The following is a 26,598-nucleotide window of genomic DNA, read 5'->3' on the forward strand; positions in this document are numbered from 1 at the left end:
ATGGTGAAATGCTGGCTACTTTTTCTCATGAAACTATACCGATCCGCTCTGAACTAACCCTCATTAGCCTCATTGCGCTATAAACTATGTCACACATTTTTTAGTAGTTAGGAGCATCAGCACATGCAACTGGGGATTATTGGACTAGGCCGCATGGGCGGTAACATTGCGCGGCGCCTGATGCTCAATGGGCATACCACCGTTGTTTACGACCGTAACGAAGCATTTGTCAAAGGCCTGAGCGAAGAGGGCGCCACCGGCGTTGCCGATTTGAAGGCGCTGGTCGCCGGGCTGCAGAAGCCCCGCGCTGTGTGGGTGATGTTGCCGGCAGGCGACCCCACCGAAAACACCATCAATGAACTGAGCGACCTGCTGGACCACGGTGACGTGATCATCGACGGCGGCAACACCAACTACAAGGACGATGTGCGTCGTGCCAAGGCCCTGTCGGAAAAAGGCCTGCACTACGTCGACGTCGGCACCTCGGGCGGCGTCTGGGGCCTGGAGCGTGGCTACTGCATGATGATCGGCGGCGACGCCGCGACCGTGCAGCGCCTTGATCCGATCTTCGCCAGCCTGGCGCCGGGCCTGGGTTCCATCCCGCGTACCAAGGACCGCTCGGCCGCCGCAGACCCCCGCGCCGAGCACGGTTACATTCATGCCGGCCCTGCAGGTTCGGGGCACTTCGTGAAGATGATTCACAACGGTATCGAGTACGGGATGATGCAGGCGTTTGCCGAAGGCTTTGACATCCTCAAGACCAAAAACTCGGAAAACCTCGCAGAAGACCAACGTTTCGACCTGAATGTTGCCGATATCGCCGAAGTCTGGCGTCGTGGCAGCGTGGTGTCGTCCTGGCTGCTGGACCTGACTGCCGACGCCCTGGCCACCGACCCGAAACTCGAGGGCTACTCCGGCTCGGTTGCCGACAGCGGCGAAGGCCGTTGGACCATCGAAGCCGCCATGGAACAAGCCGTGCCGGTGCCGGTGCTGTCCACGTCGTTGTTTGCGCGTTTCCGCTCGCGCCAGCAGAGCACCTACGGTGACAAGATGTTGTCTGCCATGCGCTTTGGCTTCGGTGGTCACGTGGAGACGTCCAAAAAATGACCGCCAACGGCAAGAAACCCAAGGCCGAACCCGCTCCTCCCACCACGCTGTTTCTGTTTGGTGCCCACGGCGACCTGGTCAAGCGCCTGCTTATGCCGGCGCTGTACAACCTGAGTCGTGACGGGCTGCTGGGCAATGGCTTGCGCATTGTCGGCGTTGATCACAACGCCATCAGCGATGCCGACTTTGCCAAGAAACTCGAGGACTTCATTCGCACCGAAGCCGCGAGCAAGGTCAAGGGCAATGCCGACAACGCACTGGACCCACAGCTGTGGGCGCAGTTGGCCAAAGGTATCAGCTACGTCGAGGGTGATTTCCTCGACGACAGCACCTACGCGGACATCGCCGAAAAAATCGCCGACAGCGGCACCGGCAATGCGGTGTTCTACCTGGCCACCGCGCCGCGCTTCTTCAGTGACGTGGTGCAGCGCCTGGGCAGTGCCGGTTTGTTGACGGAGAGCGACGATCACTTCCGCCGCGTGGTGATCGAAAAGCCGTTCGGTTCCGACCTGGCCACCGCCGAAGCCTTGAACGCCTGTTTGCTCAAGGTGATGAGCGAGAAGCAGATCTATCGCATCGACCATTACCTGGGCAAAGAAACGGTACAGAACATCCTGATCAGCCGCTTCTCCAACGTGCTGTTCGAGGCGTTCTGGAACAACCATTACATCGACCACGTACAGATCACCGCCGCCGAAACCGTCGGCGTGGAAACCCGGGGCAATTTCTTCGAAAAAACCGGCACCCTGCGTGACATGGTGCCCAATCACCTGTTCCAGCTGCTGGCAATGGTCGCCATGGAACCGCCAGCGGCGTTTGGCGCCGACGCTGTGAGGGGTGAAAAGGCCAAGGTGATCGGTGCCGTGCGCCCTTGGTCCGCAGAGGATGCGCGGGCCAATTCGGTGCGTGGCCAGTACAGCGCCGGAGAGATTGGTGGCAAGCCGGTTCCCGGTTATCGCGACGAAGCCAACGTTGCGCCCGACAGCAGCACCGAAACGTTTGTCGCCCTGAAAGTGATGATCGACAACTGGCGCTGGGTGGGTGTGCCGTTCTACCTGCGCACCGGCAAACGCATGAGCATTCGCGATACCGAGATCGTGATCTGCTTCAAGCCGGCGCCTTATGCGCAGTTCCGCGACACCGAAGTGAATGAGCTGCGACCCACGTTCCTCAAGATCCAGATCCAGCCCAACGAAGGCATGTGGTTCGACCTGCTGGCGAAAAGGCCTGGGCCGACCTTGGACATGGCCAACATTGAGTTGGGGTTTGCCTACGAAGACTTCTTCGAAATGCAGCCGTCGACGGGTTACGAAACCTTGATCTACGACTGCATGACCGGCGACCAGACCCTGTTCCAGCGCGCCGACAACATCGAAAACGGCTGGCGTGCGGTGCAGCCGTTTCTCGATGCGTGGAAGGAAGACGACGGGATCCAGGCCTACAAGGCCGGTGAAGATGGTCCGGCGGCGGCCGATGCGTTGCTGGCCCGCGATGGCCGTGCCTGGCACTCGCTCGGATGAGTGATACTGCGAAGCATCCCATCCGGTTTGTGTTGAGTGATATGGACGGCACTTTGTTGCGCCCGGATCACACCCCGACCCAACGCACCCTTTCAACGGTTCGCGCCTTGCGTGAAGCCGGCGTGTTATTCAGCCTGGCCAGCGGGCGTCCGCCCAAGGCCATGATGCACATGGTCGAAGCGTTTGGCATCGACGTGCCGGTGGCGGGCTTCAATGGTGGCACACTGGTCAACCCTGACGGCAGCGTGCTGGTCGCGCACCGGCTGCCGGCGGAGGCGGCGCTGGTGGCATTGGCGCTGTTTTCCGGCGAGCCGGACGTGGAAGTCTGGCTGTTTGCCGATGGTGAATGGCTGCGGCGCGATCCGCCTGGGCCCATGGTGGCGGTTGAAACCGCTGGCCTGGGTTATGGGCCGCTGGTGGTGGAGAGTTTTGAACCGTACCTGGATCGGGTCGACAAGATCGTCGCCGCCAGTCGCAACACGCAATTATTGATGGAGCTGGAAGCGCAATTGCAGCCCAAGGTGCAGGGCTTGGCCCAGGTCTCGCGTTCGCAACCGATCTACCTGGATGTGACCGCCATGAAAGCCAACAAAGGCGAGGCCTTGAAAGCCTTGGCCGCGCACCTCGGAGTGCCGTTGGCACAGACCGCAGTGATCGGCGATGGTGGCAACGACCCGGCAATGTTTCATGTGGCCGGATTGTCGATTGCCATGGGGCAGGCTGAAGAGCCCGTCAAGCGCCAGGCCGATGTGGTCACCGGCAGCAATCTCGAGGACGGTGCGGCGCAAGCGATCGAGCGGTTTATTCTCAAGGTGCCACACAAAGTGTTCGATACGCCAAGTTAGACCATCGGCGTTTAATACTGAACTTGCGAGCCCTGTCTTTTACAATGCAGTGCTCGCAAGTTGCAGTTTCGGATTACTTCGGCATGGCCCAGGACTGCAACTGGTAGCCATCTTTATCGAGCTCGGCGCGCGCCTGCAACAACAAATCTTCCAGTTGTGCCGGGTCGGTATACGCGCTCGACGACAGTTGTTTAGTGCCGATGCGGGTATTGGTGCGGTCGATGACGCTCAGGCTGAGGGCACCGTTGCCATCGTGCCAGGCCACGCACTGGAAGGGTTGGAAAGCACGGTCTGCGATCAAAAGAGCTTCGTTGATGCGGAGCGGGGCGTTCATGTGGGTCTTCTCTCTAAATGCCCAATCAAGTGAGTGCCGTCGGCTGGGCTGACCGTGCGGCGAGTTACTTGTACTGATGCGCGATGGCGGGGTACGGGTCACATGTTAGAGCAACAATTTTCAACTTTCCGTGATTGACGTCATGTAAGCGGCTGTTTTGAAAGCTGAATACGCGATTCGGCAGGTACAACTTTTTTGCTGGGATGTGACGGTCGAGTGGCTTTTTGCCAAGACATATAGCAAAACGATACAAGGCAACTGTCAAGATTTTGATACTGTAATTGCCGGGCGTCACAAACCTTTGTTTATAAATAACTTTAGCAATTCTGGCGCCAAGGAATAGTCATGATTGTTACACCTGTGCAGCGCCGCTTGCTCGTGGTCGACCCCTGTGATGACTGCTATGAGTTGTTACCGGGTTTGCGTGCGGCGGGGGGGGAGGTGGACAGTTGTACGTTGGCGGCCGTGGGGGAGCGATCCTGCGATGTCGGCTTGCTGCGCTTGCAGCCGTATCACCTGGAGCGGCCCGAAGCCGTCAAGGAGCTGATCAGCCGCAGCGGCACCGAGTGGATCGCGGTGCTCACCCAAGAAGTGTTGCGCTTGCAGAACGTCGGCGATTTTGTCTGCGAATGGTTTTTTGACTTCCATACCTTGCCGTTCGATGTGTCCAGGGTGCAGGTCACCCTCGGCCGCGCCTTTGGCATGGCACGGCTGCGGGGCAAGGGCTACACCGCGGTGGACGAGCCTGAACATGAACTGCTGGGCGACAGCCGACCGATCCGCGAGCTGCGCAAGTTATTGTCCAAATTGGCGCCCACCGAGTCCCCGGTCCTGATCCGCGGCGACAGCGGCACCGGCAAAGAGCTGGTGGCCAAAACCCTGCACCGCCAATCCCAGCGCCATGCCAAGCCATTTGTCGCGATCAACTGCGGCGCGATCCCGGAACACCTGATCCAATCCGAACTGTTTGGCCACGAAAAGGGCGCGTTTACCGGCGCCCACCAGCGTAAGGTCGGGCGGATCGAAGCGGCCAATGGCGGCACGTTGTTTCTTGATGAGATCGGCGATTTGCCGATGGAGCTGCAGGCCAACCTGCTGCGATTCCTGCAGGAAAAACAGATCGAACGCGTCGGCGGCAGCCAGCCGATCCCGGTGGATGTGCGAGTGCTGGCGGCGACCCACGTCGACCTGGAAGCGGCCGTTGCGAAGGGTACGTTTCGTGAAGACTTGTATTACCGTTTGAATGTGCTGCAAGTGGTCACGGCGCCGTTGCGCGAGCGCCACGGTGACGTCGCCATGCTGGCCAACCACTTTGCGCGCTTCTACAGCCAGGAAACCGGGCGCCGCCCCCGCAGCTTCAGCGAAGACGCCCTGGTGGCCATGGGGCACCACCCTTGGCCGGGCAATGTGCGTGAGCTGGCCAACCGCGTGCGCCGAGGCCTGGTGCTGGCCGAAGGGCGGCAAATCGAAGCCGTTGATCTGGGTTTGCAGAGTCAGCAGGCAATTTCGTCGCCGATGGCTACACTGGAAGACTATAAACACCGCGCCGAACGCCAGGCGCTGTGCGATGTGCTCAACCGGCACAGCGACAACCTGAGTGTCGCGGCCCGTGTGCTGGGGATTTCCCGGCCGACGTTCTACCGGTTGTTGCACAAACACCAGATCCGCTAGGGCGGGTAAACCGAAAAGCCCCGCAACGACCCTTATCGTTGCGGGGCTTTTCCCTGTGCGCGGTTTAGAAGTAGTACGGGAATTTCAGGCTGAAGGTGAAGTCCGGCGCATCATCCGTCATGCCAATGGCCAGGTTCGGCACGATCGTCAGGTTATCCGACGCCGCGATGGTCATGCCCACGTTGAAGTAACCGGCGTTGGCGTCGCTGGAGACCACCGATTGCCAATCCCCGCCGTCTGGCTTGAGCTTGCTCTTGCGTTGGACCAGGTCGGAAACCGAGAACGACATACTCATCTTCTCGTTGAGGGCGAAGGCGACACCGACGCCGAACTGGAAGCTGTCACCCAGGCGGACTTTGCCGCCGACCTTCTGATTCACGTCACTGCTGATATCGTCAAACGAGTCCTCGAAGTTATGGGTATAGGAGAGCGAGCCAAACAACACCGCCGGGTCGAACGTCTTGACCAGGGAAATGCCCGGCGTGACCGACCAGACGCCATTGCCGGTGGGCAGGCTTTCCGGTACGTAGAGGTTGTCGTTGGTGGTTTGCTTGACCAGTTTGATGCCAAACGGCTCTTTACCCGTTGGCGCCTTGACCCGCACCGACACGACTGCATCCGGCAAGTTGGCGGTTTCGTCGAGGAACTTGTAAGCGACACCGAAGTTGACATCGCCGATGGTCGGGTCGCGGGTCACTGACGCTTCCGACGTGGCCTGGGCATTGTTGCCGGCACCGCCGGATTGGTAGGTGGACTCGCGGTAGACCACTGGCACGTTGACGTCGAATTGCCAGCGGTTATCGACGTTGTAGCGTCCGGTCAGGTCCAGCGTCCAGTTATCCGCCTTGATTCGGTCAAGGTTGATATTACCCAGGAAAATCGAGTCCAGAGCGAGGAAACCGTTGACGGTCAACTGACGGGCGTCGTAGCGCGCATAAGTTATGCCGGTTTCGAAGCTGAATTTGCCGTTGCCGAAGAAGCCGCTGGCTTCGTTGTAAAGGTTGCTGACGCTTTGCGCAGGCGCCGAGTCATCCTTAAGCGACTGCCCATAGGAACTGCCGCCGCCACCCGCTCCCCCGGAGGCAGCTGCCGCGCCTGTACCCGCAACGGTGGTCCCACCTTTTTTGAAGTCCGACGGGGATTTTGCCAGACGTTTGGGCGCTGGAGTCGCCGGCTGGTCTTCGACCTGGCGCACCCGCTGTTCCAGCACCGCCAGGGCCTTTTGCTGCACGTCGTAACGCTGTTTGAGTTCCAAGAGTTCTTGTTTGAGCGTCTCGATATCGGCGTCCGGCGCGGCATACAACATGGACGCAGGTAAGAGCGTACTTAAACAAACAACCGCACGTAATGATAGCGATCGATGCATGAAATAAGCCGTCCTTTTTTAATGCGTAAAGTGTCGAGGCTCAGCGTAGTTCAATATCCGAGAGTGCGTAGGCCTTTGAGTTGGTCAAGATTGCAGTTCAGCGCGCCATTGTTCAGGCTGTTGCCCATGACAATGTTGAGCTGGGTCATATTGTTGACAAAATTCGTGTTGCCGGTAAGCACCGTACCTTGCAGTACATTGCCAGCACCGATCTGTTGAAGGCTGTTGCCCTGGTTGTTATTGGCCTGAATGACCATTTGCAAGCCACCGTTCCTGGCCGAAACGGCAACATCGCCTGCCGCACTGCTGCCGGTGACCACGCCTCCGGCGACCAGCACCTGGCCTGATTGCACCAGGTTGCCCGGTGCGAGGCCGTTTTCGGTGACGTTGATGCCGACATTGTTGTAAGCGGTGTTGCCATCGCCGGCCGCACGCACGCTTTGGGTCACGCCTTGGCCGCTGCCCAGGCCCGCGCCGCCGACTACCGAACCGGTGCCTGTGGTCTGGTTGGTGCCCGTGCCTTTGACGCCGACGGTCTGTACGTAAAACTGCGGGGTGATGGTCGTCTTGTCGATCTGCATGCTGGCTTTGCCGGTGATCGAGTCACCCACCGAGTTGGTCCAGGTGCTGCTCATGACGATGCCGAAGCTGATGATCCGCCCCGGCATCACATAACGACCACGCAACTCGGCCATTTCCGAGTCTTTCAGTTCGATAGGCTTGAACCCCGATGAAGCATAAGCGGGCATTGAGGCTGCCAGACACAAGACCGTCAGCCAACGGGAAGTGTTCATCTCTCGCTCCTGGAGCTTCCTGCCCCTAATGGCGCTTCTTAGAAGAAGTCGCTTTGGATAAAACCGAAGTCCATCAGCTCGGCATCGCCCACGGGTCTGAATTCATTCAGTTTGTTCTTGGCACTGAGAGGGGTAGGCGGGTCAAGCAGGACATTGGCCTTGTCATAACCTTCGCCCAACACCGCAAATACGATGCCATTCCAACCCTTGACGAAATCGTCGCGCGAATAGCGTTTGTGGCCCAGCACCGGGTCGCCGATGTATACCCAGTCCTTGTCTGCGCGTTGCATCACCACGAAGTGCTTGTAGCCGCGGATTTCCAGCAGCACCACCACAGGGATCTTCACGGTCACCAGAGTGTCTGGTGCGATCTTGTAGCCCCGGGCACGCATGCCGATGCTTTCGAGATAGCGCTTCATGTCCAGCATGGAAAAACCCTGGGTGCGTACCAGGTTCTGGTCGGCGTTGACCAGCATGCCTTTGATGATGTGTTCTTCGTCGACGTCCAGCCAGTAGGCTTGACGCAGGATGGTGGCAAGTGCCGCAGCACCGCAGCTGAAATCGGTTTTCTGTTCCACCAGGTTGGCGAACCGACGCTCACGGATACTCTCGACCTTTTTATAGATGACTGCACCGCCGGGCATGGCGGAGATCGCCATCGTGCCTGCCCATGTTGGGCCGGTGAGCAACATCAGGAGGGTGAGGGTCGCGAGGCGCATGATCGAATGACCTGTTGGACACTGGAAATTAAAAAGGGCCTTGTTGCCAAGGCCCCGTTGGATCAGAAGCGAACGCCGCTGGCGCAGCTGCTGCAACCCTGACCGATGGACAGGCTGTTGCTGCTTTGGTTGCCCAAGCCCGACTGCAGGTTTACGCCTACGTTGCCGGAGTTGCTGTTAACCGAGTTGTCGAGGCTCGAGTTGTTGGACACATACTGAGGTTTGCCGCCATAGCCATGGCCATAACCGTGGCTGGTAGCCGCAGTGTTCAGGTAGCTGTTGCCGAGCGAGTTTTGCTCGGTGTTGGCCGCTGCCGCGATATTTTTGCCGTCAGCGGTAGTGATTGCCATGTTGTTTTTACCCTGGTTGCCTTGACCGGCCTGGCCGTTGTAACCCAGGTTGCCAGAGTTGCTGTTAAGCGAGTTGTCCAGGGAGGCGTTGTTTTGCGTGCCTTTGTTGGAGTAGGTGTTCAGCAAGCTGTTTTGATTGACATCGACCACGGCGAATACCGACGCGAAGTCGCCTTTGGCGCTGGAGATGGCAGCAGAGTTGTCTGCTTGGTTGCCACTGCCAGCCTGGACGTTGACCCCAGTGTTACCACTGTTGCTGTTTACCGAGCCATCGGCCGAAGCGTTGTTTTCGGTTTTGGTGTCGTCGAACTTGTTGCCAGCGCTATTTTGTACGTCTGTCACAACAGCGGCCACAACCCCGGTAGGTTGAGGGGCCGGATGCCAGCCACCACCATTTGCTTGTGCAGCAGCAGCCATCAGCGCGGCCAGAGCGAAAACCATTGGTTTCAGAGCCATTTGAGGTTTCATGGTGTTTCTCCTTGCTTCTAATTTAGTTGGTTAAGTGTTGGTACGGTCTAGCGAGTACTACCAAGCATTTACTTGATAGTGATGCCCAGGGTGTTAGCCACTCGGTTCCCCACCCCTGCACTCTGGTTCACCTGAATCACTCCTCGGCTGCCTGTGAAGGCCTGGTCGCTTGTGACGACCTGGCGACTGCCAGTGGTAGGGGTGAACCCTGAGTCGGTTGCCAGCGTCGTCGTGTTCTGCTGCAACAGGACGCTGTCGTCGATGCTTTGCGGGCCAGGGTTGATGCTGACCCGCACGGCATTGATTGATTGGTTATTCGCCCCGGCTGTCTGGTTGATGCCCAGCATGCCGTTGCCATTGGTAAAAGAGGTTCCTGCGATCGCGGCCTTGGCGTTCAGCGACGGGTCGACCTTGCCGTTCAGGTTTTGGATATTGACGGTGGTGGCTTGTCCACCCAGTGTGATGGCACGGTTGTTGGCTGTTTGCTGTTGGATGCCGGCCGACTGGTTGATCGAGAAGTTGCCGTTGTAGTTTTTTCCGCTGTTGTTGATCACCGCGGAGTCGTCTGCCCATGCAGTGGCGCTGCTCAGCAGGGCGAGGATCAGAAGAGTGCGATTCATTACTTGCCCCCCATCATGTTGCCAATGTTGTTCAGGGGGGCCATGCCGCGCTGGATCGAGTTGCTGATCTGACCGCCCATGCTGCTGCCCGCGCCGTGGCCGGCCGTTGCACCGGTACCCAGTGTCGACATGCTGCTTTGCGTGGAGGTCACGCCAGACAAGTTCCCCGCAGTCTGTATGGAACGGGCGATGCTCGAGCCACTGCTGATGCCGCCGATATCCAAATCGCTGAGTTCACTTGAGGTGGCACTGTTGATTTCTCTGCTGGGATTGGCGTTGGCAGTGGTGGGGTAGGGGTCTGGACCGAACGATGCGCGACCGTACATATGACCTTGCACTTCACGCCCGGTCACGATGACACCGTCGGCAGCAAAGCTCGGAACGCTGACGCCGATGCTGAGTACACAGCTGACCAGCAGTACATTCATCGAACCTTGAGTGAGTGTGATCACGGCGGCATTCCTTTTTCGTTGCGCTGACCCTAAACAGCGCTGTAAGGAATAGAGCAGAAGGCGTGCCGCTTTTGTTTTGTTGTTGTTAATCAGATAGATATGAAACATAGCAGGCTAAGTGATGGCCATGCTGTTTCAGCGCTGATACACCGCGCCGATGCCAGCCCGATGGCCGGCCCGCAGGTCATGCTTTCGGGAGGTTGTATCAGTGATGTAACACTGCGTATGACAAAACGATGAAGCCGCGCTGTCAGGGCCGCTCAGAGGAGGAGGGTGTTTCAGAAATGGACACTGCGGGCGCAATCAGGCCCGCAGGGACAGGCAGAAGCCTCAGCCCTTGGGCGCTTTACGTGGGATGGAGTTGAGGACGGGATTGCCATCCTGGTTCTGGGTCAGGTAGACCGGCAAAACCTTGGGCAGGGAGGGGACGAGGTTGTTGACCTCGCTGATGTTATAGATGCCGCCGATGCGGATCGTTCCGGTGCCGATATCGGCCAGCATCACGGGTTTGTTCAGGTAGCGGTTGATCAACGGTAACGCGTCGGCCAGGGCCAGGTTGTCCAGGACCAATTTGCCCTGGCGCCAGGCGAGGGCGCTGTCGTTGGGGTTGATCGGGCGCACGCTTGGGGTGGCATCGCCTGGTTGATAGCTGGCTTGCATGCCTGGAGTCAGCGGCACGCTGCCGTGTGCCGGGTCGCTGGAAATCTGCACCGAGCCTTCGAGCAGCATCACCCGCACCTGATTTTCGTATTTCCACACGTTGAATTGGGTGCCGGTCACGCGCACCTGTCCTTCACCGGCCTTGACGACAAACGGATGGGTGCTGTCATGGCTGACCTTGAAAAACGCCTCGCCCTTGCTCAGTGTGACCCGGCGCTGGTCCTTGTAATCGGCGTAGACCAGTTCGGTGCCCAGGTTGAGCTCAACCTGGCTGCCATCGGCCAGGGTGACCTGGCGCAGGCCATTGCTGGCTTCGAACCGTTCATAGGCAGTCGGCAACCAGCCCGCTTCCCAGCCGGTGAACGCCGCCAGGGGCAGCGCGGCCAAGCACACTGCGGCAGCCACCGCGTAATCGCGCAGCCGGCGACGCGGTCTGAACGGCGCTACGAGCGGCGCATGGCGTGGCAAGTGATCGGCCACGTCCCAGATTTCCAGCATCGCCGCGTATTCGAAGGCATGCAGCGGATGAGCATCGTGCCATTGTTGAAAGGCCTGTCGTTCGTCCGCCGTGCAATCACTTGCATGCAAGCGCATGCACCAATGCGCGGCGGCGTCGGTGATGGCGTCATATTCGGCTTCTAAAGCAGACTTTTCGGTCATTAATTCATCCTGATTTCCCACATTCTAACCTCCCGAGACCGGGGGCGAGAACAGCCTTCATGGCAATTGCGCATCAATTGAACTTTTATTCTTGTTGGGGCACGCCCAAACAGGCTGGTGATGGAGTCGCGACACACCGTAATGGACGGCGAAGCGCGTCAGGCAGTAGATAACTCAAGCGCCCGTTGACAGCAGGCACGGGAGGCGTTGTTTAATCGTCGGTCTGGATTCTTGTTGTCTCTTCCAATTACAAAATCGGAGCTACAGATGTCTGCCCAGTCCCCGAGAGTTGACGATTCTTCAGCGTTCATCGGTTTCAACGACCTGGTGGGGTTGCTGCACGCGGTGTTTGTGAAGCACGGCACGTCGCCGCAAGTGGCGCAGATCCTCGCGCACAATTGCGCCAGCGCCGAGCGCGACGGCGCCCACAGCCATGGCATCTTTCGGATGCCCGGATATATCAGCACGCTGGAGAGCGGCTGGGTCGATGGCAAGGCCACGCCGGTGGTCACGGATGTCGCTTCCGGCTTCGTGCGGGTCGACGCCGCGAATGGCTTCGCCCAACCGGCGTTGGCGGCGGCCCGTGCGTTGCTGGTGGACAAGGCCCGCAGCGCCGGTATTGCGTTGCTGGCGATACACAATTCCCATCACTTCGCCGCGCTGTGGCCGGATGTCGAACCCTTCGCCGAGCAAGGCCTGGTGGCGCTGAGCGTGGTCAACAGCATGACCTGCGTGGTGCCCCATGGCGCCGATCGCCCGCTGTTCGGCACCAACCCGATCGCGTTTGCTGCGCCACGGGCGGACGGCGCGCCGATTGTGTTCGACCTGGCCACCAGCGCCATCGCCCATGGTGACGTGCAGATTGCTGCGCGCAACGGCGAGCGCCTGCCGCCGGGCATGGGCGTCGACAGCCTGGGCCAGCCGACCCAGGACCCCAAGGCCATCCTCGAAGGCGGTGCGTTGTTGCCGTTCGGCGGGCACAAGGGCTCGGCGCTGTCGATGATGGTCGAGTTGCTGGCCGCGGCCCTGACCGGCGGCAACTTCTCGTTTGAGTTCAACTGGGCCGATCACCCTGGCGCCCGCACGCCGTGGACCGGCCAGTTGTTGATCCTGATCGACCCGAGCAAAACCGCCGGGCAAAACTTCGCCGAGCGCAGCCAGGAACTGGTGCGGCAGATGCACGCGGTGGGGTTGCGGCGGTTGCCGGGGGATCGACGTCATCGCACGCGGGCGAAGTCGTTGGCGGCAGGCATTGAAGTGGACGCGCAGGCGTTGAATCAACTACGTGAGTGGGCCGTCTGAAAACCCGCGTAGCCGCTACCTCGCCAGGGTTCGGCAGTGGCTACGCAAGGCCTACAGTATTAGTTGCGACGACCGAGCAGCAGGCCGACCACCAGGCCAAAGCCTGCCGAGATCGCCACGGTCTGCCACGGGTGACCGCCGATGTAGGTTTCGGTGGCGTCCACCACCGGCTTGCTGCGCTCGCGCACATTGGACACCGAGTCGAGCGCTTGCTTGAGCTTGATAGCGACCTGCTCGCGCAGCGTTTCGCCTTCTTCGCCGACCAGGGAAGCACTGTTTTTGAGCAGTTTGTCCGACTCTTCGATCAGTGCAGTCAGTTCGCTGAACGCTTGATCCTTGATTTGATCTTCGACGACTTGGGCGGCAGATTTACGGGCCATTGTGTGACTCCTTGCAGGTAAATGTGACAGTGAACAATGGAGTGTCGGGCGGCGGCAAAAGTTGCAGTTTTTTGCCGGCCGGCGTGGGTATGCGAAATCCGAATCAGGAAACTTAGACCTACAGTGTAAGATGTCACCTATTTGTGCAGCAGGAAATTCAACATGAGCTTCAATCTCGCCAACAAGACCCTCGCCGAACGCGCCGAGCTGGAAGATGAAAAGTCCCGTCTCTACGACCTGTGGCAAAGCAACCTGGGCAAGGCCAAGGGCGAAGCCGCGCGCCTGTTCGGCGAGCGCGCCAAACGCAAGGGCAAGTGGGCCGAATGGGTTCGCGCGGAACTCGACGGCATGTCGCCGCCGGAGTTCTCCAACATGGTGCGCAGCGAAGTCAACAAGCTGATGGCGGCGGCGAAGTAAAGCTGGCGACAATCGCCTCGCGCACTTTCAGCAACATCGGATCAAGCTGAGCCTGGGTGCGCCAGCCCAGTTCCACCGGGTAGCGCGGCAGCGCCAGCGGGCACGGCAGAACCTGCAAGCCGGTCATGCCGGCGATGGCTTCGGCGGCGTGCCCGGGAATGGTCGCCACCGCCTGGCTGCCCTTGAGCAGAAACGGCAACGCGGCGAAGTGGCTGGTGGAGGCACATACCTGGCGGCTCAGCCCTTGTGCCGCCAGCCCTTCATCGGTGATCCCGATAAACCCGCCGGATGACACCAGCACATGCTCGCGGCTAACGAACGCGTGCAGGTCGATGCATTGCTGGCCTGGCGCCAGGCTGTGCGGGTCGACCAGGCAGCGGTAATCACCTTCTCCCAGCACCTGCCGGCTTAGGCGGCGTTCGGCAAAGCCGCCGGCGGTAATCGCCAGGTCGAGGCTGCGGTCGAGCAGGGCGGCGGCGACGATCTGGCTGTGGGTCTGACGGAAAATCACACGCAATTTCGGCAACCGCTGGGCAATTTCCGCCATCAGGCGGCGGCCGTAGGCAATCTCGAAGTCGTCGGATAAACCCAGCACCACGGAGCGTCCCTGATACTGCTGGGTGTCCGGGTGGGTCATTGCCAGGCTCTGTCGGCAGCGGTCCAACGCCTCACTGATCACCGGCTTCAACTGGTTGGCCCGCAAGGTCGGCGCCAGGCCACGGCCGGTTCGCACGAACAGTTGGTCGCCATACACCTCGCGCAAACGCCGCAGGCCCGCGCTGATCGCCGATTGGGTGACGCCCAGGCGCAACGCTGCGCGGCTGGCGCTGGATTCGTCGTGCAGGGCTTCGAAGGTTTTCAGCAGGTTGAGGTCGACTTGGGTGATATTTATCTGGCTCATATCATTCAGCACTGAGGTGGGCTTTATTCATGATCCGGGCTGGCTGGAGAATGGGCAACCCCTCATTGTTCGGAGTGATCCTGATGCCTGTTTCTATTGTGGCCGCCTTGCAAATCGGTTCCTTGCCCGGCGGCAAGGCCGACACCCTGGCGCAAATCCTGGCCTATGAAGAGCCGATCCTGCGCAGTGGCGCGCAATTGGTGGTGATGCCCGAGGCGCTGCTGGGCGGTTATCCCAAAGGCGAAGGCTTCGGCACGCAACTCGGTTATCGCCTGCCTGAAGGTCGCGAAGCCTTTGCGCGATATTTTGCCAACGCCATCGACGTGCCCGGCGCCGAAACCGATGCGTTGGCCGGTTTGTCGGCGCGCACCGGTGCCAGCCTGGTCCTGGGCGTGATCGAGCGCAGCGCCAGCACCTTGTATTGCACCATGCTGTACTTCGAGCCGGCGCACGGCCTGGTGGCCAAGCACCGCAAGCTGATGCCCACCGGCACCGAGCGGCTGATCTGGGGCAAGGGCGATGGTTCCACACTGCCGGTGATCGACGCGGCGGTCGGGCGCATCGGCGGCGCGGTGTGCTGGGAAAACATGATGCCCCTGCTGCGAACGGCGATGTACGCCAAGGGCGTGCAGGTATGGTGTGCGCCCACGGTGGATGAGCGCGAGATGTGGCAGGTGAGCATGCGCCACATTGCCCACGAGAGCCGCTGTTTTGTGGTCAGTGCGTGCCAGGTGCAGGCATCGCCCGCGGCGCTGGGCGTTGAGGTTGCCAACTGGCCTTCAGATCGTCCGTTGATTGCAGGCGGCAGTGTGATTGTCGGCCCCATGGGCGACATCCTGGCTGGGCCGCTGCTGGGTGAAGCCGGGCTCTTGAGCGCGCAGATCAATACCGACGATCTGGTGCGCGCACGGTATGACTATGACGTGGTGGGGCATTACGCCCGGCCGGATGTTTTCGAGCTGGTGGTCGATGAGCGGGCCAAGCCGGGCGTGCGCTATATCACGGACTGAGTGCGGTAAAACCGGTGGGAGTCAGCCTACTCCCACCGGTTGATGTCTATCGCTTGAAAGAGCGGCGATCCAGCCACTCTTCACGGGTCATTTCCCAGATGTCCCGTGGAAAAATGCCTTCGACAAACTCACCTTCGTCGGCGCGCTTTGCAGGCGGATCGCCCAATGCCATTCCTCGCCCCGTGCCATGGCGGGCAACGCGATGTGTTCCAGGTAGTGACGCGCGCCGTCAGCCGGGTAGGGCCACGGCACCAGGGCATTGAGATAACGCACCACTTCCCAATGGGGGAACTGTTGCTGGATGCCCTCGGCATCGTCGAGCGTCAGCGGGCGCAGAATCAGGCGTTGGGTGACCAAGGTCGGTTGCATGGGGGGTTACCAAGTGGCGGTATTCGGCAGGTCCAGTGTTCCACGATCGACAAACCGCATGGTGCCGAACAGCCCGCCGGCCAATTTGCCGCGCAATACGTAGGGCAGGTTGTTCAAACTCTGGGTCTGGCTCAGGCCGAGGGTTTGCCGCAACACGGAAAACGCTGAAACGCTGACCGGCACCATCAGAACCGTCTCGGAAAAACGTGGGATGCTTCCGCGCTGATCACTCACCCCCGACGCCAGCGGCCGGCCATTGACCTCCAGGTCCAGGGCCACGCCGTTGTAGTCGATTGCCGTTTCATTGGGGTTCTGCACCCGCAGCTTCACGGCGAAGCGCACTTCCAGGTCCTGGCTTTGCAGCGGCTCGATGCCCACCACGTTGATAGTGACCGGGTCGCGATTGGGGAACAGGGCGCAAGCGCTCAAGGTCAGCAGCAGTATCGATAGAACCATGAGCTTGCGCATACGAAGGTGCTCCTAGTGCGTGACGTCCGGGTCTTGCATCACTTTGAGGGTTGAGGACTCCGGATCAAATTCATCTTCTTCCAGCTCTAAGAACTCTTCCGGCAGGAAAATGTTCAGCAGGATTGCACAGAACGCGCCTACGGTGATCGGCGATTCGAAGATGTTGTGCAGCGCCTTGGGCAGGTCGCGCAACACTTCCGGCACGGCGGCGACACCCAGGCCCATGCCCAGGGAGATCGCCACGATCAGCATATTGCGGCGGTGCAGACCGGCTTCGGCGAGGATCTTGATCCCCGCCACGGCGACGGTGCCGAACATGATCAGCGTCGCGCCCCCCAATACCGGCTTGGGCATCAGTTGCAGCACCGCGCCGATCATCGGGAACAGCCCCAGCAGCACCAGCAGCCCGGCAATGAAGTACGCCACATAACGGCTGGCTACGCCGGTGAGTTGGATCACGCCGTTGTTCTGGGCGAACGTCACCATCGGCAGGCTGTTGAAGGTCGCGGCCATCGCCGAGTTGAGGCCGTCCGCCAGCAGGCCGGACTTGATGCGCTTGATGTACAGCGGGCCCTTGACCGGCTGTTGGGAAATCATCGAGTTGGCCGTCAGATCACCGGCGGCCTCCAGGGGCGAAATCAGGAAGATCACCGCCACCGGGATAAACGCCACCCAGTCGAACGAGAAGCCGTACTTGAACGGCACCGGCACGCTGATCAACGGCACCTGGGGCAAGGCCGCCATATCCACACGGCCCAGCCACCAGGCCACGATGAAGCCCAGGGTCAGGCCGATCACGATCGAACCCAGGCGCAGGAACGGGTTGTTGAAGCGGTTGAGTACCACGATGGTGAGCAGCACCAGCGCGGCCAGCCCCATATTGCTCGCGGCGCCGAGGTTGTCGGCGCCGAAGCCGCCGGCCATGTCGGTGACTGCCACCTTGATCAGCGACAAACCCATCAGGGTGATGATGGTGCCGGTCACCACCGGGGTGATCAGCTTGCGCAACTTGCCGATGAACTGGCTGAGCACGACTTCGATAAACGCCGCGAAAAAACAGATGCCGAAGATCGTCGAGAGAATCTCATCGGTGCCGCCACCCCGGGCCTTGACCATGAACCCGGCACTGAGAATCACGCTGATAAACGAAAAACTGGTGCCCTGCAGGCACAACAACCCCGAACCGATCGGGCCGAACGTGCGCGCCTGCACAAAAGTGCCGAGCCCCGACACGAACAAGGCCATGCTCACCAGGTACGGCACCTCGCTTTCCAGGCCCAGCACGCCGCCGACGATCAGTGTAGGGGTGATGATGCCGACAAAACTCGCCAACACATGCTGCAAGGCGGCAAACATTGCGGCAGAGAAGTGCGGACGGTCTTCCAGGCCATAGATCAGGTCGGATTTATAGCGCGGGCGCGGGGCTTGAGCGTCAGACAAAATGCGGGCTCTGGACAGAAAATGGAGGCGCAGGATGCCAGAAACCGGAGATCGTCAGAAGTGTAAAAAAATATTTATGGAGGCCCTGCGAAAACCGCTGGGCCTGCCGATATCTTTTATAGGCCCACCCAACAATGACAACAAGTGGTGACCAAGGTCAGAGCAGCGTGTTGACGCCAGCTGATCATTCCGCTGCAGGGATGCGCGCAGACACTCCTTCTTGAGAATACCTCTATGTCTCTTCGTCATCTGAATATTGCCCCTCGAGCGTCTCTCGGTTTCGCATTCATTGCGTTGTTGGTGGTTGTATTGGGAGTGTTTGCAGTCAACCGCATGACGCTGATCCGTCAGGCGTCGGTGGATATGAGCAGCAACCAACTGCCCAGCGTGGCCTACTTGGGCAGCCTCACGGAAAACGTGTTGCGCATGCGTATCTTGTCGTTTCGCGTGTTGGTCAACCGTGAACCGGCCGCGTTGCAAGAGGCGCAAACGCGCATCGCCGTACTGATCGACAAGGTCAGAGCCGCCCAGGCCGGTTACTCAGCGTTACCTTCCGTGCCTGAGGAAGCGGCCCTGTACAAGACGTTTGTCGGCACCTTGGACAACTACCTGACGGCCCAGGCCGAGATGCTGGCCCTGTCCCAGCAAAACAAGGTCGATGAGATGCGCGCCTTGATCAATACCCGGATCAAGAACGGCACCGATCAGATGGGTGAGCAATTGAACAAGCTGATCGCCCTCAACTCCGCTGGCGCCAAGCAGGCCAACGAGCAGGCCGGACGCAGCTATGACAGCGCGATCAGCGGGATCGTCGTGGTGGCCGTGGCCGCCGCCTTGCTCACGGTACTGTTGGCCTGGTTGCTGACCCGCAGCATCGTCACGCCGCTGCGCAAAGCCGTGGAAGTGGCGCAAACCATTGCCGGCGGCGACTTGAGCAAAGTCATTGAAGACGATGGCAAGGATGAACCGGCGCGTTTGATCAGTGCGTTGTCGGCCATGCAAACCAACTTGCGCCAGACCATCCAGCACATCGCCGGTTCGGCCACGCAATTGGCCTCGGCGGCGGAAGAGTTGAGCGCCGTCACCGAAGAAGCCTCCAAAGGCTTGCAGCAACAAAACAACGAAATCGACCAGGCCGCCACGGCCGTCAATGAGATGACCGCTGCCGTGGAAGAGGTGGCGCGGAACGCCGTGTCCACCTCCGAAGCCTCCACGCAGTCCAACCAGGCCGCACGGGAAGGCCGCGACCGGGTGGTTGAGACCGTCGGCGCGATCCAGACCATGACCCAGGATGTGCAAAACACCTCGTTGCTGATCGAAGGTCTGGCCACTCAGGGGCGCGACATCGGCAAGGTCCTCGACGTGATCCGGGCGATTGCCGAGCAGACCAACCTGCTGGCGCTCAACGCGGCGATCGAAGCCGCCCGTGCCGGTGAAGCCGGGCGCGGCTTCGCGGTGGTGGCCGACGAGGTGCGGGCCCTGGCCCATCGCACCGCGCAGTCGACCCAGGAAATCGAGAAAATGGTCGCCGGTATCCAGAACGGTACCGGTGAAGCCGTGCAATCCATGCAACAGAGCAACCAGCGCACCCATAACACCCTGGAAATGGCCCGCGCGGCCGGCGTGGCATTGGAGCAGATCACCCAGTCGATCAGCCTGATCAACGAGCGCAACCTGGTGATCGCCAGCGCCTCGGAAGAACAGGCCCAGGTGTCCCGTGAAGTAGACCGCAACCTGGTCAACATCCGCGACCTGGCGACCCAGTCGGCGGCGGGCGCCAACCAGACCAGCGCGGCCAGCCATGAGCTGTCGCGCCTGGCGGTGGATTTGAATGCGATGGTGGCCAGGTTCGTTATCTGAGCCACTTTGCAGTGCAATCCCAATGTGGGAGGGAGCTTGCTCCCGATAGCAATGGGTCAGTCAACTCATCTACTGACTGATCCAGCGCCATCGGGAGCAAGCTCCCTCCCACATTTGCTCTATGTTGTGTCAGAAGCTATTGCATCCAGGCGCTTGGATTCACCAGGTTTTTCGGCTTCTGACCGGCGAGCGCCGCGAGCAGATTATCCACCGCGCACTCGGCCATCGCTTCCCGCGTCTCATGGGTCGCCGAGCCGATATGCGGCGTGGCCACCACATTGTTCAAGCGCAGCAACGGCGAGTCGTGGGGCAGCGGCTCGCGCTCGAACACATCCAGCCCCGCCGCGCGAATCGTGCGCTGCTGCAAGGCCTCGACCAGCGCGGCTTCATCCACCACCTTGCCGCGGGAGATATTGATAAAGATCGTCTCCGGGCCCATCAGGGCGAATTCTTGCGCGCCGATCAACCGCTCGGTTTCGGCGGTGAGCGGCAGTGTCAGGCAGACGAAGTCCGCTTGTTGCAGCAAGTCGTTCAGGCGACGGTACTGCGCGCCGAACCGTTCTTCCACCTGTGGCTTGGGCGAGTGACTGTGGTAGAGCACCGGCATGCCGAAGCCGAAATGCCCGCGCTGGGCCAGCGCTTCACCAATGCGGCCCATGCCGATGATGCCCAGGGTCTTGCCATGCACGTCGCTGCCGAAATGCGCCGGGCCGATGTTCTTGTGCCACTGGCCGGCACGCACCATATCAGCCAGTTCGACCACCCGGCGTGCGGTGGCGAGGATCAGCGCGAAGCCGGTGTCGGCGGTGGTTTCGGTCAGCACATCGGGCGTGTTGCTGAGCAGGATGCCGCGCCGGGTCAGGTACTCGATGTCGTAGTTGTCGACGCCGACGGACACGCTGGCCACCGCCTCCAGTTGCGGTGCCAGGTCCAGCAACGCGGCGTCCAGGCGCAGGCTCGCGCCCAGCAACCCATGGGCGCCGGGGAGGGCGTCGCGCAGTTTGGCCAGGCCGGGCGGGTCGAGCGCGTCGATCAGCGTGACCTCGGCGTGCTCATGCAGCCGGGCCATCAGCGGCGCGGAGAGTTTTTTGTACAGAACGACAGACTTTTTCATCAGGTCTTCACCTTTAATTCGAGGGACTGCAACGGCGCGCGCTCGCGGTCGCTGGCGCCGGGCTTGAGGAACATCGTCAGCACCACCGAGACCATCAACGCGCCGCTCATCAGCAGGTAAGAGGCGCCGGGGGAACCGGTGCTGCTATTGAGGTAACCCACCAGGTACGAACCGCCGAACGAACCGAGCGCGCCCATGCTGTTGATCAACGCCATGGCACCGCCGGCGACGTTGGCCGGCAGGATCTCCGGGACAATCGCGAAAAACGGTCCATAGGGCGCATACATGCACGCGCCGGCAATCACCAGCAGGGTGTAGGACCACCAGAAATGTTCGGCGCCGAGCACGTAGGACGCATAGAAAGCGATAGAGGCGATCAACAACGGCGGCCACACAAACCGTTTACGTTTTTGCAGCTTGTCCGAACCCCACGACACCGCCAGCATGCCGATCACCGCCGCCAGGTACGGCAGCGCCGACAACCAGCCGGCCTCGACCATGTCCATCTGCAAACCGGCCTTGAGGATCGACGGCAGCCACAGCACAAAGCCGTACACGCCGATGCTCCAGCAGAAGAACTGCAGCGCAAGGATGATCACCTTGGGCGAGCGAAACGCTTCGGCGTAGTTCTTCACCGCTTTGATCCCCACCTGTTCGGCGGCGAGGGCGGTTTCCAGCTGGTGCTTTTCGCTGTCGCTCAACCACTGGGCATCCTTGGGCCGCTCATCGGCCAGGCGCCACCAGATAAATGCCCACAGCACCGCCGGCAGGCCTTCGACGATGAACATCCAACGCCAGCTGAAATGCTGCACCAGGTAGCCGGACACCACCGACATCCACAGCATGGTCACCGGGTTGCCGAGGATCAGGAACGTATTGGCCCGCGAGCGTTCGGCACGGGTGAACCAGTGGCACAGGTACACCAGCATCGCCGGCATCACCGCCGCTTCGACCACGCCGAGCATGAAGCGAATGGCGACCAGCATGTAGGCGTTGGACACCACGCCGGTCAGGGTGGCCAGGCCGCCCCAGAGGATCAGGCTGACGAAAATCAACTTCTTCACGCTGCGCTTTTGCGCGTAGATCGCGCCCGGCACCTGGAAGAAAAAGTAACCGAGGAAGAACAGTGCGCCGAGCAGGGACGACATGCCCGGTGTGATCATCAGGTCTTCAGCCATGCCGCTGGCGGCGGCGAAACCGTAGTTGGCGCGGTCCAGGTACGCCAGGCTGTAGGTGATAAAGACGATGGGCATGATGTACCACCAACGGCGGGTGGCGAGTTTCAAGGTATCCATGGGGTTGCTCCTGAGCTTGTTGTAGTTGTGGCAACAGGGAGTGGGTCAAGCAACGGATCGGGTCGGCAGCTCCGTGCGTGTGGGTAAGCCTTCCATATCGCCGCGGCTCTGCACGGCACGGCTGCCGATCCAGTTGCCGCGGTGTACCGCCTCGGGGAAGCTGAGGTTTTCCAGCAGGGCGCTGATCATGCCGACGGCAAAGCCATCACCGGCGCCGACGGTGTCTACCACTTTGTCCACGCTCACGGCGGCGACAAAGCCTTGGTCCAGTTGGGTGCGGTAATACGCGCCGTCCGGGCCGAGCTTGATGGCCACGGCTTCGGCGCCCTGGTCCAGGTAAAACGCGGCGATGTCCGCCGGGTCGTCGAAACCGGTAAGCAGGCGACCTTCGCTCAAGCCCGGCAAGACCCAATCGGCCAAGCCTGCGAGGGCGTTGATCTCGCGGATCATCTGCTGCTGGCTGGGCCACAGCGCCGGGCGCAGGTTCGGGTCGAACGACACGCTGCGCCCGGCCTTGCGCATTTGCGTCATCAGCTCGCGGGACAACTCGCCGGTGGCCTTGGACAAGGCCGGCGGGATGCCGGTGGCGTGCAGGTGGCGCGCCTGCAGCAGCGCCGGGCTGATGGCTGCGATGGATAAATGGCTGGCCGCCGAGCCCTTGCGGAAGTACTCGACCTGGGGATCATCGCCGGCTTCTTCGCGGGACTTGAGCTGAAAACCGGTGGGGTGCAGCGGGTCGACCGCCACGTGCCGGCAATCCAGGCCTTGTTGCTTGAGCGTGTCGAGCACAAAGCGGCCCAGGGAGTCGTTGCCCACTCGGCTCAGCCAGGCGACGTTGAAGCCCAGGCGCGACAGGCCGATGGCGACATTGCTGTCGGCCCCGGCGATGCGTTTGTGGAAGTGGCCCACCTGGGCCAGGTCGCCGCTCTGTTCGGCGACAAACATCGCCATGGTTTCACCGAACGACAGGATATCGATCTCAGACATGGGCGTACTCCGCACGGGGTTGGCCAAGCAGGGCGAGGGTGGCGACCTGCTGGGCGGTGACTTCGACCAGGTCGTCGCCTTGCAGCGGGAATTCCACTGCCCGGGTAATACCTTGAGTCATGTGGCCCAGCAGTTGTTCCCACAGATGCAGGTCGGTGGCGCCGGGCGGCAGTGCCACCAGCTTGCCGTCCGCGCGACGCGCCACGGCCTTGCAGTGCAGGTAGTCGACATGCCGGCCGAGCAGGCGCGCGGCGGTGAGCGCGGACTGGTCCTGCCAGTGCCAGTTACCGATATCGAACGTCATCTTCACCGGCAGGCCAAGGCGCTCGACTTCGCTGAAGAAACGTTGCAGCGGTTCGATGCGACCGCCATGCAGGGTCTGGTCGTTTTCCACCAGCAACTTGACCGGGTGGCGGTTGAGCAGGGCGTGCAGGCTGTGCAGGTCGTTGGTGTCGGTGAAGTAGCCGAGGGAGACTTTCAGCCAGCGCGCACCAAAGGCCTGGGCGCGATCAAGGGTGGCGGCGAGCTCGGCATTCGGCTGGGCGCGGCCGGCGACCCACAGTTCCAGCGGCGAAGAGAACACGCACTCCAGGCCTTGTTCGGCCGCCGCCCGGGCCAGTTGTGCCGGTTGTTCAATGGTCAGCAGCTCTTCGCGCCACTCGATGCGCCGGGCACCGGCCGCCGCCAGCAGGGCGACAAAACTCAATTGGCCCTGCTGGCGGACGAGGTCGGCGCCGTAGCTGGAAAGGCTGATGGAGACGGGGTATTCATGCATGATTGTGTACCTCTGAAACCGGTTTCATTTTTATGCGCAACCTATTGAATTGACGCCCGCGAGGGCTCGACAGCGGCTACGAGGTGGGTTGGGTGGAACCGCGAACGATCAGTTCGGGCAGGAAATCCAGGGTGCGGGCCGGCGCCGTATCGCCGCGCAGGCGCTTGAGCAGGCAGTCGAAGGCACTCGCGCCAATCGCCTGCGTCGGTTGGGCGAGGGCGGTGATGCCGGTGCCCACCAGCGGGTACCAGTCCAGGTCATCCAGGGCGATCAGGCCGACGTCCGCGAACAGGTCGCACTCCAGCGCCTTGAGCGCGCGGGTGCAAGCGAGGGCGGCGATGCCGTTGGCGCAGAACACGGCTTTGGCGCCGGGCTTGGCCAGAAAGGCGCGCAGGCGCTTTTCCAGCGCGCCGTCCAGTTCCAGCACCGTGCCGCTCAACGCCGGGCGGCGGGCAATCTCGGCGGTGAAACTGTCAAGGCGCTCCAGGCGCGAACTGGTGCCATCGGTGGCCTCGCTGACCAGCACTATCTCGCGGTAGCCCTGTTGCTCAAGGTGTTCCAGCGCCATGCGTACCGCGGCCGGGTTATCCAAACCCACCAGGTCGCTGCGCAACGGTGCGACCTTGCGGTCCACCAGCACCAGGGGCATTTCCCGTTGCAGTTCCAGCAGTTGTTCGAGGTGGTGGCCGAGGGTGTTCACGATCAGCCCTTCGATGTTGTACGAGCGTAGCGCCGCCAGGTGCTGGCGTTCCTGCTCGTCATCGCGGTCGGTGTTGCACACCACCAGGCTGTAGCCGTGCTGGCGGCAGGCGGTTTCAACACCGTGCATCACGGCGATGGAATAGGGGTTGCGGATATCGGCCACCAGCATACCGATCAGGCGCGTGCGCCCGCGTTTCAAGCCACGGGCCATCTGGTTGGGGCGGTAGCCGAGTTCGGCGATGGCGTGCTCGATGCGCAGGGCGATGGCATCGGAGAGCAGGGCGCGGTCGTCGCCGATGAAGCGCGACACGCTGGCTTTGGACACGCCGGCGCGCTGGGCGACGTCAAGCATGGTCACGCGGCTGCGCTGGGCGGCGGAAAATGAGGTCACGGTAGAACCTTTCTTATTGGAATTGAGGCAACAGTACCTCCTGCACTGAAACCGGTTTCAGAAAACACCAGCCGATCGGTTTCGTCAAGATTATTTTGGCCAGGCCGAGCCGCCGTTAGAAGCCTCCAAACCGACGAATGGCGTCTCCACCTGTTAGTTCTGACAGTATCGGCCGTGGACGGAGCGTTGTTCAATAACCCCGACAGTGCCCCATCAAGCACGGCGAGCGGCCAGTGCGATTGCACGTGGAATCTATCTGAGTGGCGGGAGGTTTCTATGGGTACCAGCAGTCAACCAAACACGAACGGGCGTTCGGGCTCGGGGGGCATTCTGGTGCTTGATGCGCCAACAGTGCGCGACGTATTACCGGATGGTTTGCTCCCGGCTCAATTCAATTTTTCCGATCTACGGCTTTTGATTGAAACGCCTTGGGCGGTTTTACCCGATACCGATAGATCCCAGTATGTGATTTTCGAGTGGCATGTCCGGGGTGCCAGGCCCGTTGATACACCTCCCCATGAATTGCGCGGGCCGCTGACAGATGCTGATTTCCCTTTAGCGCTGACGATTCCTCAGGCTTTCCTCTTGAGCAGCGCTATCGTGGATCTCAGGTTTCGAATTCATCACACCACACCGGATAGCCCGAGCTTCGACAACTCGGAGTTCGTGACGATCAGAATCGACCGAGATGCCCCGGGTGGTGGCGCGCTGCTGCCACCGGCTATTTTCCCGATCGATCCGATCACCGAGGCTTACCTCATCGCCAATCCCTTGGTGCCGATGGAAATCCCGCAGGGCTATCTGGGGCGTGAGGTGGGTGATGAAGTGTTGTTGTATTTTTCTGATATGAACGCACTACCAACGGGCATGCCCACCCTGATTTCATTGCCGCTGGCCAACGATAGCGGCCCGATCATCGTTGACGTGCCCAGCGAGGTGTTCCGCAGGTATCCAGGGGCGCTGTGGCTTTTTTGCTTTTATCGTTTGAAGGACCGTGCCGGTAATGTGAACCCGTTGTTTTCACAGGTGGCCCAGGTCGGGCTTCGCACTGACCTTCCCCCCGTCACTTATCCTCGGCCTCGCTTTCCCCAGTCGGAATCTCATCCCAACCGCTACATGACGTGCAGTACCCAGCCGCCGATATGGTTCGGGGTCGAGGTTCTCATTGATCCAGATGCGAACATTCTTCATGGCGATTTGATCACGCTGAGGTTCCAGGGTTACGACAGGTACCCGGATCTCGATCCAAATCCCGACATCGTGGAGACCCTCGACCACTATTGGGACGAGGCGGAGGATGCCGCGGGCTATGTCTTCTGGATTCGGGATGTCGAGCGCCTGATCCGGCCATTGAAAAAAAATGCCGGTGGCGAGGCAAGCTACATGGTGTCCAGAGGAGGCGCCATCGTGGGCCGCTCAGCTTCCAGGGTCGTGCAGTTCGATCGTGTGGTGCCTGTTTCGCCACCACCGCCCAGCCCTGTTTATTGCTGGATTGACGGCAACGGCCCAGAGCCTTAGGCCCGATTATCTCGCACCCTTGGCGCCAGCCTGAACCGAAAGGTCCGGTGACGTCCTGACGGCAGTTTTTAAAGTGAGCGTAGTTGGTCGAAAGTCATTCGGC

The 26,598-nt window shown here is 60.8% G+C and carries 26 protein-coding genes and 1 pseudogene; 9 read left to right on the forward strand and 18 right to left on the reverse strand.

Going from position 1 to position 26,598, the window contains the following annotated elements; translation table 11 throughout:
- Positions 1-123: 123 nt before the first annotated feature.
- Genes gnd through NR164_RS20595 form a run of 3 tightly spaced genes read left to right on the forward strand, consistent with a single transcriptional unit; the run spans position 124 to position 3,472 of the window.
- A complete protein-coding gene (gnd, locus tag NR164_RS20585; protein ID WP_017848384.1) occupies positions 124-1,107 on the forward strand; it encodes a phosphogluconate dehydrogenase (NAD(+)-dependent, decarboxylating) in 984 nt (327 codons plus the stop codon).
- Complete coding sequence (gene zwf / locus NR164_RS20590) at positions 1,104-2,627, forward strand: glucose-6-phosphate dehydrogenase (RefSeq protein ID WP_017848385.1); 1,524 nt, start codon at positions 1,104-1,106, stop codon at positions 2,625-2,627. Before gnd ends, zwf begins: the two co-directional genes overlap by 4 nt.
- A complete protein-coding gene (locus tag NR164_RS20595; protein WP_057005230.1) occupies positions 2,624-3,472 on the forward strand; it encodes a Cof-type HAD-IIB family hydrolase in 849 nt (282 codons plus the stop codon). Before zwf ends, NR164_RS20595 begins: the two co-directional genes overlap by 4 nt.
- Positions 3,473-3,545: 73 nt before the next feature.
- On the opposite strand, the gene NR164_RS20600 is transcribed toward NR164_RS20595, so the two are convergent.
- Positions 3,546-3,806 (reverse strand): hypothetical protein, encoded by a 261-nt coding sequence (locus NR164_RS20600; RefSeq protein WP_017848387.1) that lies wholly within the window; start codon positions 3,804-3,806, stop codon positions 3,546-3,548.
- A 345-nt stretch (positions 3,807-4,151) separates the two neighbouring features.
- On the opposite strand from NR164_RS20600, the gene NR164_RS20605 reads away from it, so the two are divergent.
- The gene (locus tag NR164_RS20605; protein ID WP_256823206.1) at positions 4,152-5,477 is read left to right on the forward strand and encodes a sigma-54 dependent transcriptional regulator; all 1,326 of its coding nucleotides are present in this window, start codon (positions 4,152-4,154) and stop codon (positions 5,475-5,477) included.
- Between the two features lie 64 nt (positions 5,478-5,541).
- Here the strand turns inward: NR164_RS20605 and NR164_RS20610 are convergent, their stop codons facing one another.
- The 7 genes from NR164_RS20610 to NR164_RS20640 all read right to left on the reverse strand — a co-directional run bounded on the left by NR164_RS20610 (position 5,542) and on the right by NR164_RS20640 (position 11,566).
- Positions 5,542-6,843: a hypothetical protein gene (locus NR164_RS20610; protein WP_026140201.1), complete on the reverse strand. Its 1,302-nt coding sequence runs from the start codon at positions 6,841-6,843 to the stop codon at positions 5,542-5,544.
- A gap of 50 nt (positions 6,844-6,893) precedes the next feature.
- On the reverse strand, positions 6,894-7,637 hold the full coding sequence (locus tag NR164_RS20615) for a hypothetical protein (protein WP_046383163.1): 744 nt from the start codon (positions 7,635-7,637) through the stop codon (positions 6,894-6,896).
- Between the two features lie 38 nt (positions 7,638-7,675).
- A complete protein-coding gene (locus NR164_RS20620; RefSeq protein ID WP_017848391.1) occupies positions 7,676-8,356 on the reverse strand; it encodes a C39 family peptidase in 681 nt (226 codons plus the stop codon).
- Between the two features lie 62 nt (positions 8,357-8,418).
- Positions 8,419-9,174, reverse strand: a complete 756-nt coding sequence (locus tag NR164_RS20625) for a hypothetical protein (protein ID WP_079443639.1) — start codon at positions 9,172-9,174, stop codon at positions 8,419-8,421.
- A gap of 68 nt (positions 9,175-9,242) precedes the next feature.
- Positions 9,243-9,794 (reverse strand): adhesin, encoded by a 552-nt coding sequence (locus NR164_RS20630; RefSeq protein ID WP_079443640.1) that lies wholly within the window; start codon positions 9,792-9,794, stop codon positions 9,243-9,245.
- Positions 9,794-10,246 (reverse strand): hypothetical protein, encoded by a 453-nt coding sequence (locus NR164_RS20635; RefSeq protein ID WP_026140202.1) that lies wholly within the window; start codon positions 10,244-10,246, stop codon positions 9,794-9,796. Before NR164_RS20635 ends, NR164_RS20630 begins: the two co-directional genes overlap by 1 nt.
- A gap of 330 nt (positions 10,247-10,576) precedes the next feature.
- Positions 10,577-11,566, reverse strand: a complete 990-nt coding sequence (locus NR164_RS20640; RefSeq protein WP_046383165.1) for a FecR family protein — start codon at positions 11,564-11,566, stop codon at positions 10,577-10,579.
- A 267-nt stretch (positions 11,567-11,833) separates the two neighbouring features.
- Here NR164_RS20640 and NR164_RS20645 point away from each other — a divergent pair, with 267 nt between their 5' ends.
- A complete protein-coding gene (locus NR164_RS20645; RefSeq protein WP_057005237.1) occupies positions 11,834-12,868 on the forward strand; it encodes an Ldh family oxidoreductase in 1,035 nt (344 codons plus the stop codon).
- 59 nt (positions 12,869-12,927) lie between these two features.
- Here the strand turns inward: NR164_RS20645 and NR164_RS20650 are convergent, their stop codons facing one another.
- On the reverse strand, positions 12,928-13,248 hold the full coding sequence (locus tag NR164_RS20650) for a YqjD family protein (RefSeq protein ID WP_017848397.1): 321 nt from the start codon (positions 13,246-13,248) through the stop codon (positions 12,928-12,930).
- A 162-nt stretch (positions 13,249-13,410) separates the two neighbouring features.
- Between NR164_RS20650 and NR164_RS20655 the strand changes: the two genes are divergently transcribed.
- Positions 13,411-13,665: a hypothetical protein gene (locus NR164_RS20655; RefSeq protein ID WP_017848398.1), complete on the forward strand. Its 255-nt coding sequence runs from the start codon at positions 13,411-13,413 to the stop codon at positions 13,663-13,665.
- Here NR164_RS20655 and NR164_RS20660 read toward each other — a convergent pair.
- Positions 13,637-14,566, reverse strand: coding sequence for a LysR family transcriptional regulator (locus tag NR164_RS20660; protein WP_079443641.1), 930 nt, complete (start codon positions 14,564-14,566; stop codon positions 13,637-13,639). The genes NR164_RS20655 and NR164_RS20660 overlap by 29 nt on opposite strands.
- A gap of 83 nt (positions 14,567-14,649) precedes the next feature.
- On the opposite strand from NR164_RS20660, the gene NR164_RS20665 reads away from it, so the two are divergent.
- Positions 14,650-15,576: a carbon-nitrogen hydrolase family protein gene (locus NR164_RS20665; protein ID WP_256823207.1), complete on the forward strand. Its 927-nt coding sequence runs from the start codon at positions 14,650-14,652 to the stop codon at positions 15,574-15,576.
- A gap of 138 nt (positions 15,577-15,714) precedes the next feature.
- On the opposite strand, the pseudogene NR164_RS20670 reads toward NR164_RS20665, so the two are convergent.
- The 3 genes and pseudogenes from NR164_RS20670 to NR164_RS20680 form a co-directional block, all read right to left on the reverse strand.
- A pseudogene (locus tag NR164_RS20670) lies at positions 15,715-15,945 on the reverse strand (GNAT family N-acetyltransferase); the annotation flags it as partial.
- Positions 15,946-15,951: 6 nt separating this feature from the next.
- The gene (locus tag NR164_RS20675; RefSeq protein WP_017848402.1) at positions 15,952-16,413 is read right to left on the reverse strand and encodes an LEA type 2 family protein; all 462 of its coding nucleotides are present in this window, start codon (positions 16,411-16,413) and stop codon (positions 15,952-15,954) included.
- A gap of 12 nt (positions 16,414-16,425) precedes the next feature.
- Entirely contained in the window at positions 16,426-17,853 is a 1,428-nt protein-coding gene (locus tag NR164_RS20680; RefSeq protein ID WP_046383168.1) for a nucleobase:cation symporter-2 family protein, read from the reverse strand.
- 234 nt (positions 17,854-18,087) lie between these two features.
- On the opposite strand from NR164_RS20680, the gene NR164_RS20685 reads away from it, so the two are divergent.
- Positions 18,088-19,713 (forward strand): methyl-accepting chemotaxis protein, encoded by a 1,626-nt coding sequence (locus tag NR164_RS20685; protein WP_026140205.1) that lies wholly within the window; start codon positions 18,088-18,090, stop codon positions 19,711-19,713.
- A gap of 136 nt (positions 19,714-19,849) precedes the next feature.
- Here the strand turns inward: NR164_RS20685 and NR164_RS20690 are convergent, their stop codons facing one another.
- The 5 genes from NR164_RS20690 to NR164_RS20710 form a co-directional block, all read right to left on the reverse strand.
- On the reverse strand, positions 19,850-20,827 hold the full coding sequence (locus tag NR164_RS20690) for an NAD(P)-dependent oxidoreductase (RefSeq protein WP_177031482.1): 978 nt from the start codon (positions 20,825-20,827) through the stop codon (positions 19,850-19,852).
- The gene (locus NR164_RS20695; RefSeq protein WP_169865691.1) at positions 20,827-22,122 is read right to left on the reverse strand and encodes an MFS transporter; all 1,296 of its coding nucleotides are present in this window, start codon (positions 22,120-22,122) and stop codon (positions 20,827-20,829) included. The genes NR164_RS20690 and NR164_RS20695 overlap by 1 nt, the downstream gene beginning before the upstream one ends.
- A gap of 45 nt (positions 22,123-22,167) precedes the next feature.
- Positions 22,168-23,109 (reverse strand): sugar kinase, encoded by a 942-nt coding sequence (locus tag NR164_RS20700; RefSeq protein WP_046383172.1) that lies wholly within the window; start codon positions 23,107-23,109, stop codon positions 22,168-22,170.
- Positions 23,102-23,884 carry a sugar phosphate isomerase/epimerase gene (locus NR164_RS20705; RefSeq protein WP_057005239.1) on the reverse strand — a complete coding sequence of 261 codons (783 nt, stop codon included), beginning with the start codon at positions 23,882-23,884 and terminating at the stop codon, positions 23,102-23,104. The genes NR164_RS20700 and NR164_RS20705 overlap by 8 nt, the downstream gene beginning before the upstream one ends.
- Positions 23,885-23,960: 76 nt before the next feature.
- Entirely contained in the window at positions 23,961-24,977 is a 1,017-nt protein-coding gene (locus NR164_RS20710) for a LacI family DNA-binding transcriptional regulator (protein ID WP_079443645.1), read from the reverse strand.
- A gap of 276 nt (positions 24,978-25,253) precedes the next feature.
- On the opposite strand from NR164_RS20710, the gene NR164_RS20715 reads away from it, so the two are divergent.
- A complete protein-coding gene (locus NR164_RS20715) occupies positions 25,254-26,495 on the forward strand; it encodes a hypothetical protein (RefSeq protein ID WP_079443646.1) in 1,242 nt (413 codons plus the stop codon).
- The last annotated feature ends 103 nt before the right edge of the window (positions 26,496-26,598 follow it).

Origin of the sequence: Pseudomonas sp. Pse79 (genome assembly GCF_024519615.1) — a bacterium.
Classification (GTDB): Bacteria; Pseudomonadota; Gammaproteobacteria; order Pseudomonadales; family Pseudomonadaceae; genus Aquipseudomonas; species Aquipseudomonas veronii.

What these genes read in the sequence shown, in the direction of transcription:
- gnd (WP_017848384.1), top strand. Translation starts at nt 124, where the DNA reads ATGCAACTGGGGATTATTGGACTAGGCCGCATGGGCGGTAACATTGCG.
- zwf (WP_017848385.1), top strand. Translation starts at nt 1,104, where the DNA reads ATGACCGCCAACGGCAAGAAACCCAAGGCCGAACCCGCTCCTCCCACC.
- NR164_RS20595 (WP_057005230.1), top strand. Translation starts at nt 2,624, where the DNA reads ATGAGTGATACTGCGAAGCATCCCATCCGGTTTGTGTTGAGTGATATG.
- NR164_RS20600 (WP_017848387.1), bottom strand. Translation starts at nt 3,806, where the DNA reads ATGAACGCCCCGCTCCGCATCAACGAAGCTCTTTTGATCGCAGACCGT.
- NR164_RS20605 (WP_256823206.1), top strand. Translation starts at nt 4,152, where the DNA reads ATGATTGTTACACCTGTGCAGCGCCGCTTGCTCGTGGTCGACCCCTGT.
- NR164_RS20610 (WP_026140201.1), bottom strand. Translation starts at nt 6,843, where the DNA reads ATGCATCGATCGCTATCATTACGTGCGGTTGTTTGTTTAAGTACGCTC.
- NR164_RS20615 (WP_046383163.1), bottom strand. Translation starts at nt 7,637, where the DNA reads ATGAACACTTCCCGTTGGCTGACGGTCTTGTGTCTGGCAGCCTCAATG.
- NR164_RS20620 (WP_017848391.1), bottom strand. Translation starts at nt 8,356, where the DNA reads ATGCGCCTCGCGACCCTCACCCTCCTGATGTTGCTCACCGGCCCAACA.
- NR164_RS20625 (WP_079443639.1), bottom strand. Translation starts at nt 9,174, where the DNA reads ATGAAACCTCAAATGGCTCTGAAACCAATGGTTTTCGCTCTGGCCGCG.
- NR164_RS20630 (WP_079443640.1), bottom strand. Translation starts at nt 9,794, where the DNA reads ATGAATCGCACTCTTCTGATCCTCGCCCTGCTGAGCAGCGCCACTGCA.
- NR164_RS20640 (WP_046383165.1), bottom strand. Translation starts at nt 11,566, where the DNA reads ATGACCGAAAAGTCTGCTTTAGAAGCCGAATATGACGCCATCACCGAC.
- NR164_RS20645 (WP_057005237.1), top strand. Translation starts at nt 11,834, where the DNA reads ATGTCTGCCCAGTCCCCGAGAGTTGACGATTCTTCAGCGTTCATCGGT.
- NR164_RS20650 (WP_017848397.1), bottom strand. Translation starts at nt 13,248, where the DNA reads ATGGCCCGTAAATCTGCCGCCCAAGTCGTCGAAGATCAAATCAAGGAT.
- NR164_RS20655 (WP_017848398.1), top strand. Translation starts at nt 13,411, where the DNA reads ATGAGCTTCAATCTCGCCAACAAGACCCTCGCCGAACGCGCCGAGCTG.
- NR164_RS20660 (WP_079443641.1), bottom strand. Translation starts at nt 14,566, where the DNA reads ATGAGCCAGATAAATATCACCCAAGTCGACCTCAACCTGCTGAAAACC.
- NR164_RS20665 (WP_256823207.1), top strand. Translation starts at nt 14,650, where the DNA reads ATGCCTGTTTCTATTGTGGCCGCCTTGCAAATCGGTTCCTTGCCCGGC.
- NR164_RS20675 (WP_017848402.1), bottom strand. Translation starts at nt 16,413, where the DNA reads ATGCGCAAGCTCATGGTTCTATCGATACTGCTGCTGACCTTGAGCGCT.
- NR164_RS20685 (WP_026140205.1), top strand. Translation starts at nt 18,088, where the DNA reads ATGTCTCTTCGTCATCTGAATATTGCCCCTCGAGCGTCTCTCGGTTTC.
- NR164_RS20690 (WP_177031482.1), bottom strand. Translation starts at nt 20,827, where the DNA reads ATGAAAAAGTCTGTCGTTCTGTACAAAAAACTCTCCGCGCCGCTGATG.
- NR164_RS20695 (WP_169865691.1), bottom strand. Translation starts at nt 22,122, where the DNA reads ATGGATACCTTGAAACTCGCCACCCGCCGTTGGTGGTACATCATGCCC.
- NR164_RS20700 (WP_046383172.1), bottom strand. Translation starts at nt 23,109, where the DNA reads ATGTCTGAGATCGATATCCTGTCGTTCGGTGAAACCATGGCGATGTTT.
- NR164_RS20705 (WP_057005239.1), bottom strand. Translation starts at nt 23,884, where the DNA reads ATGCATGAATACCCCGTCTCCATCAGCCTTTCCAGCTACGGCGCCGAC.
- NR164_RS20715 (WP_079443646.1), top strand. Translation starts at nt 25,254, where the DNA reads ATGGGTACCAGCAGTCAACCAAACACGAACGGGCGTTCGGGCTCGGGG.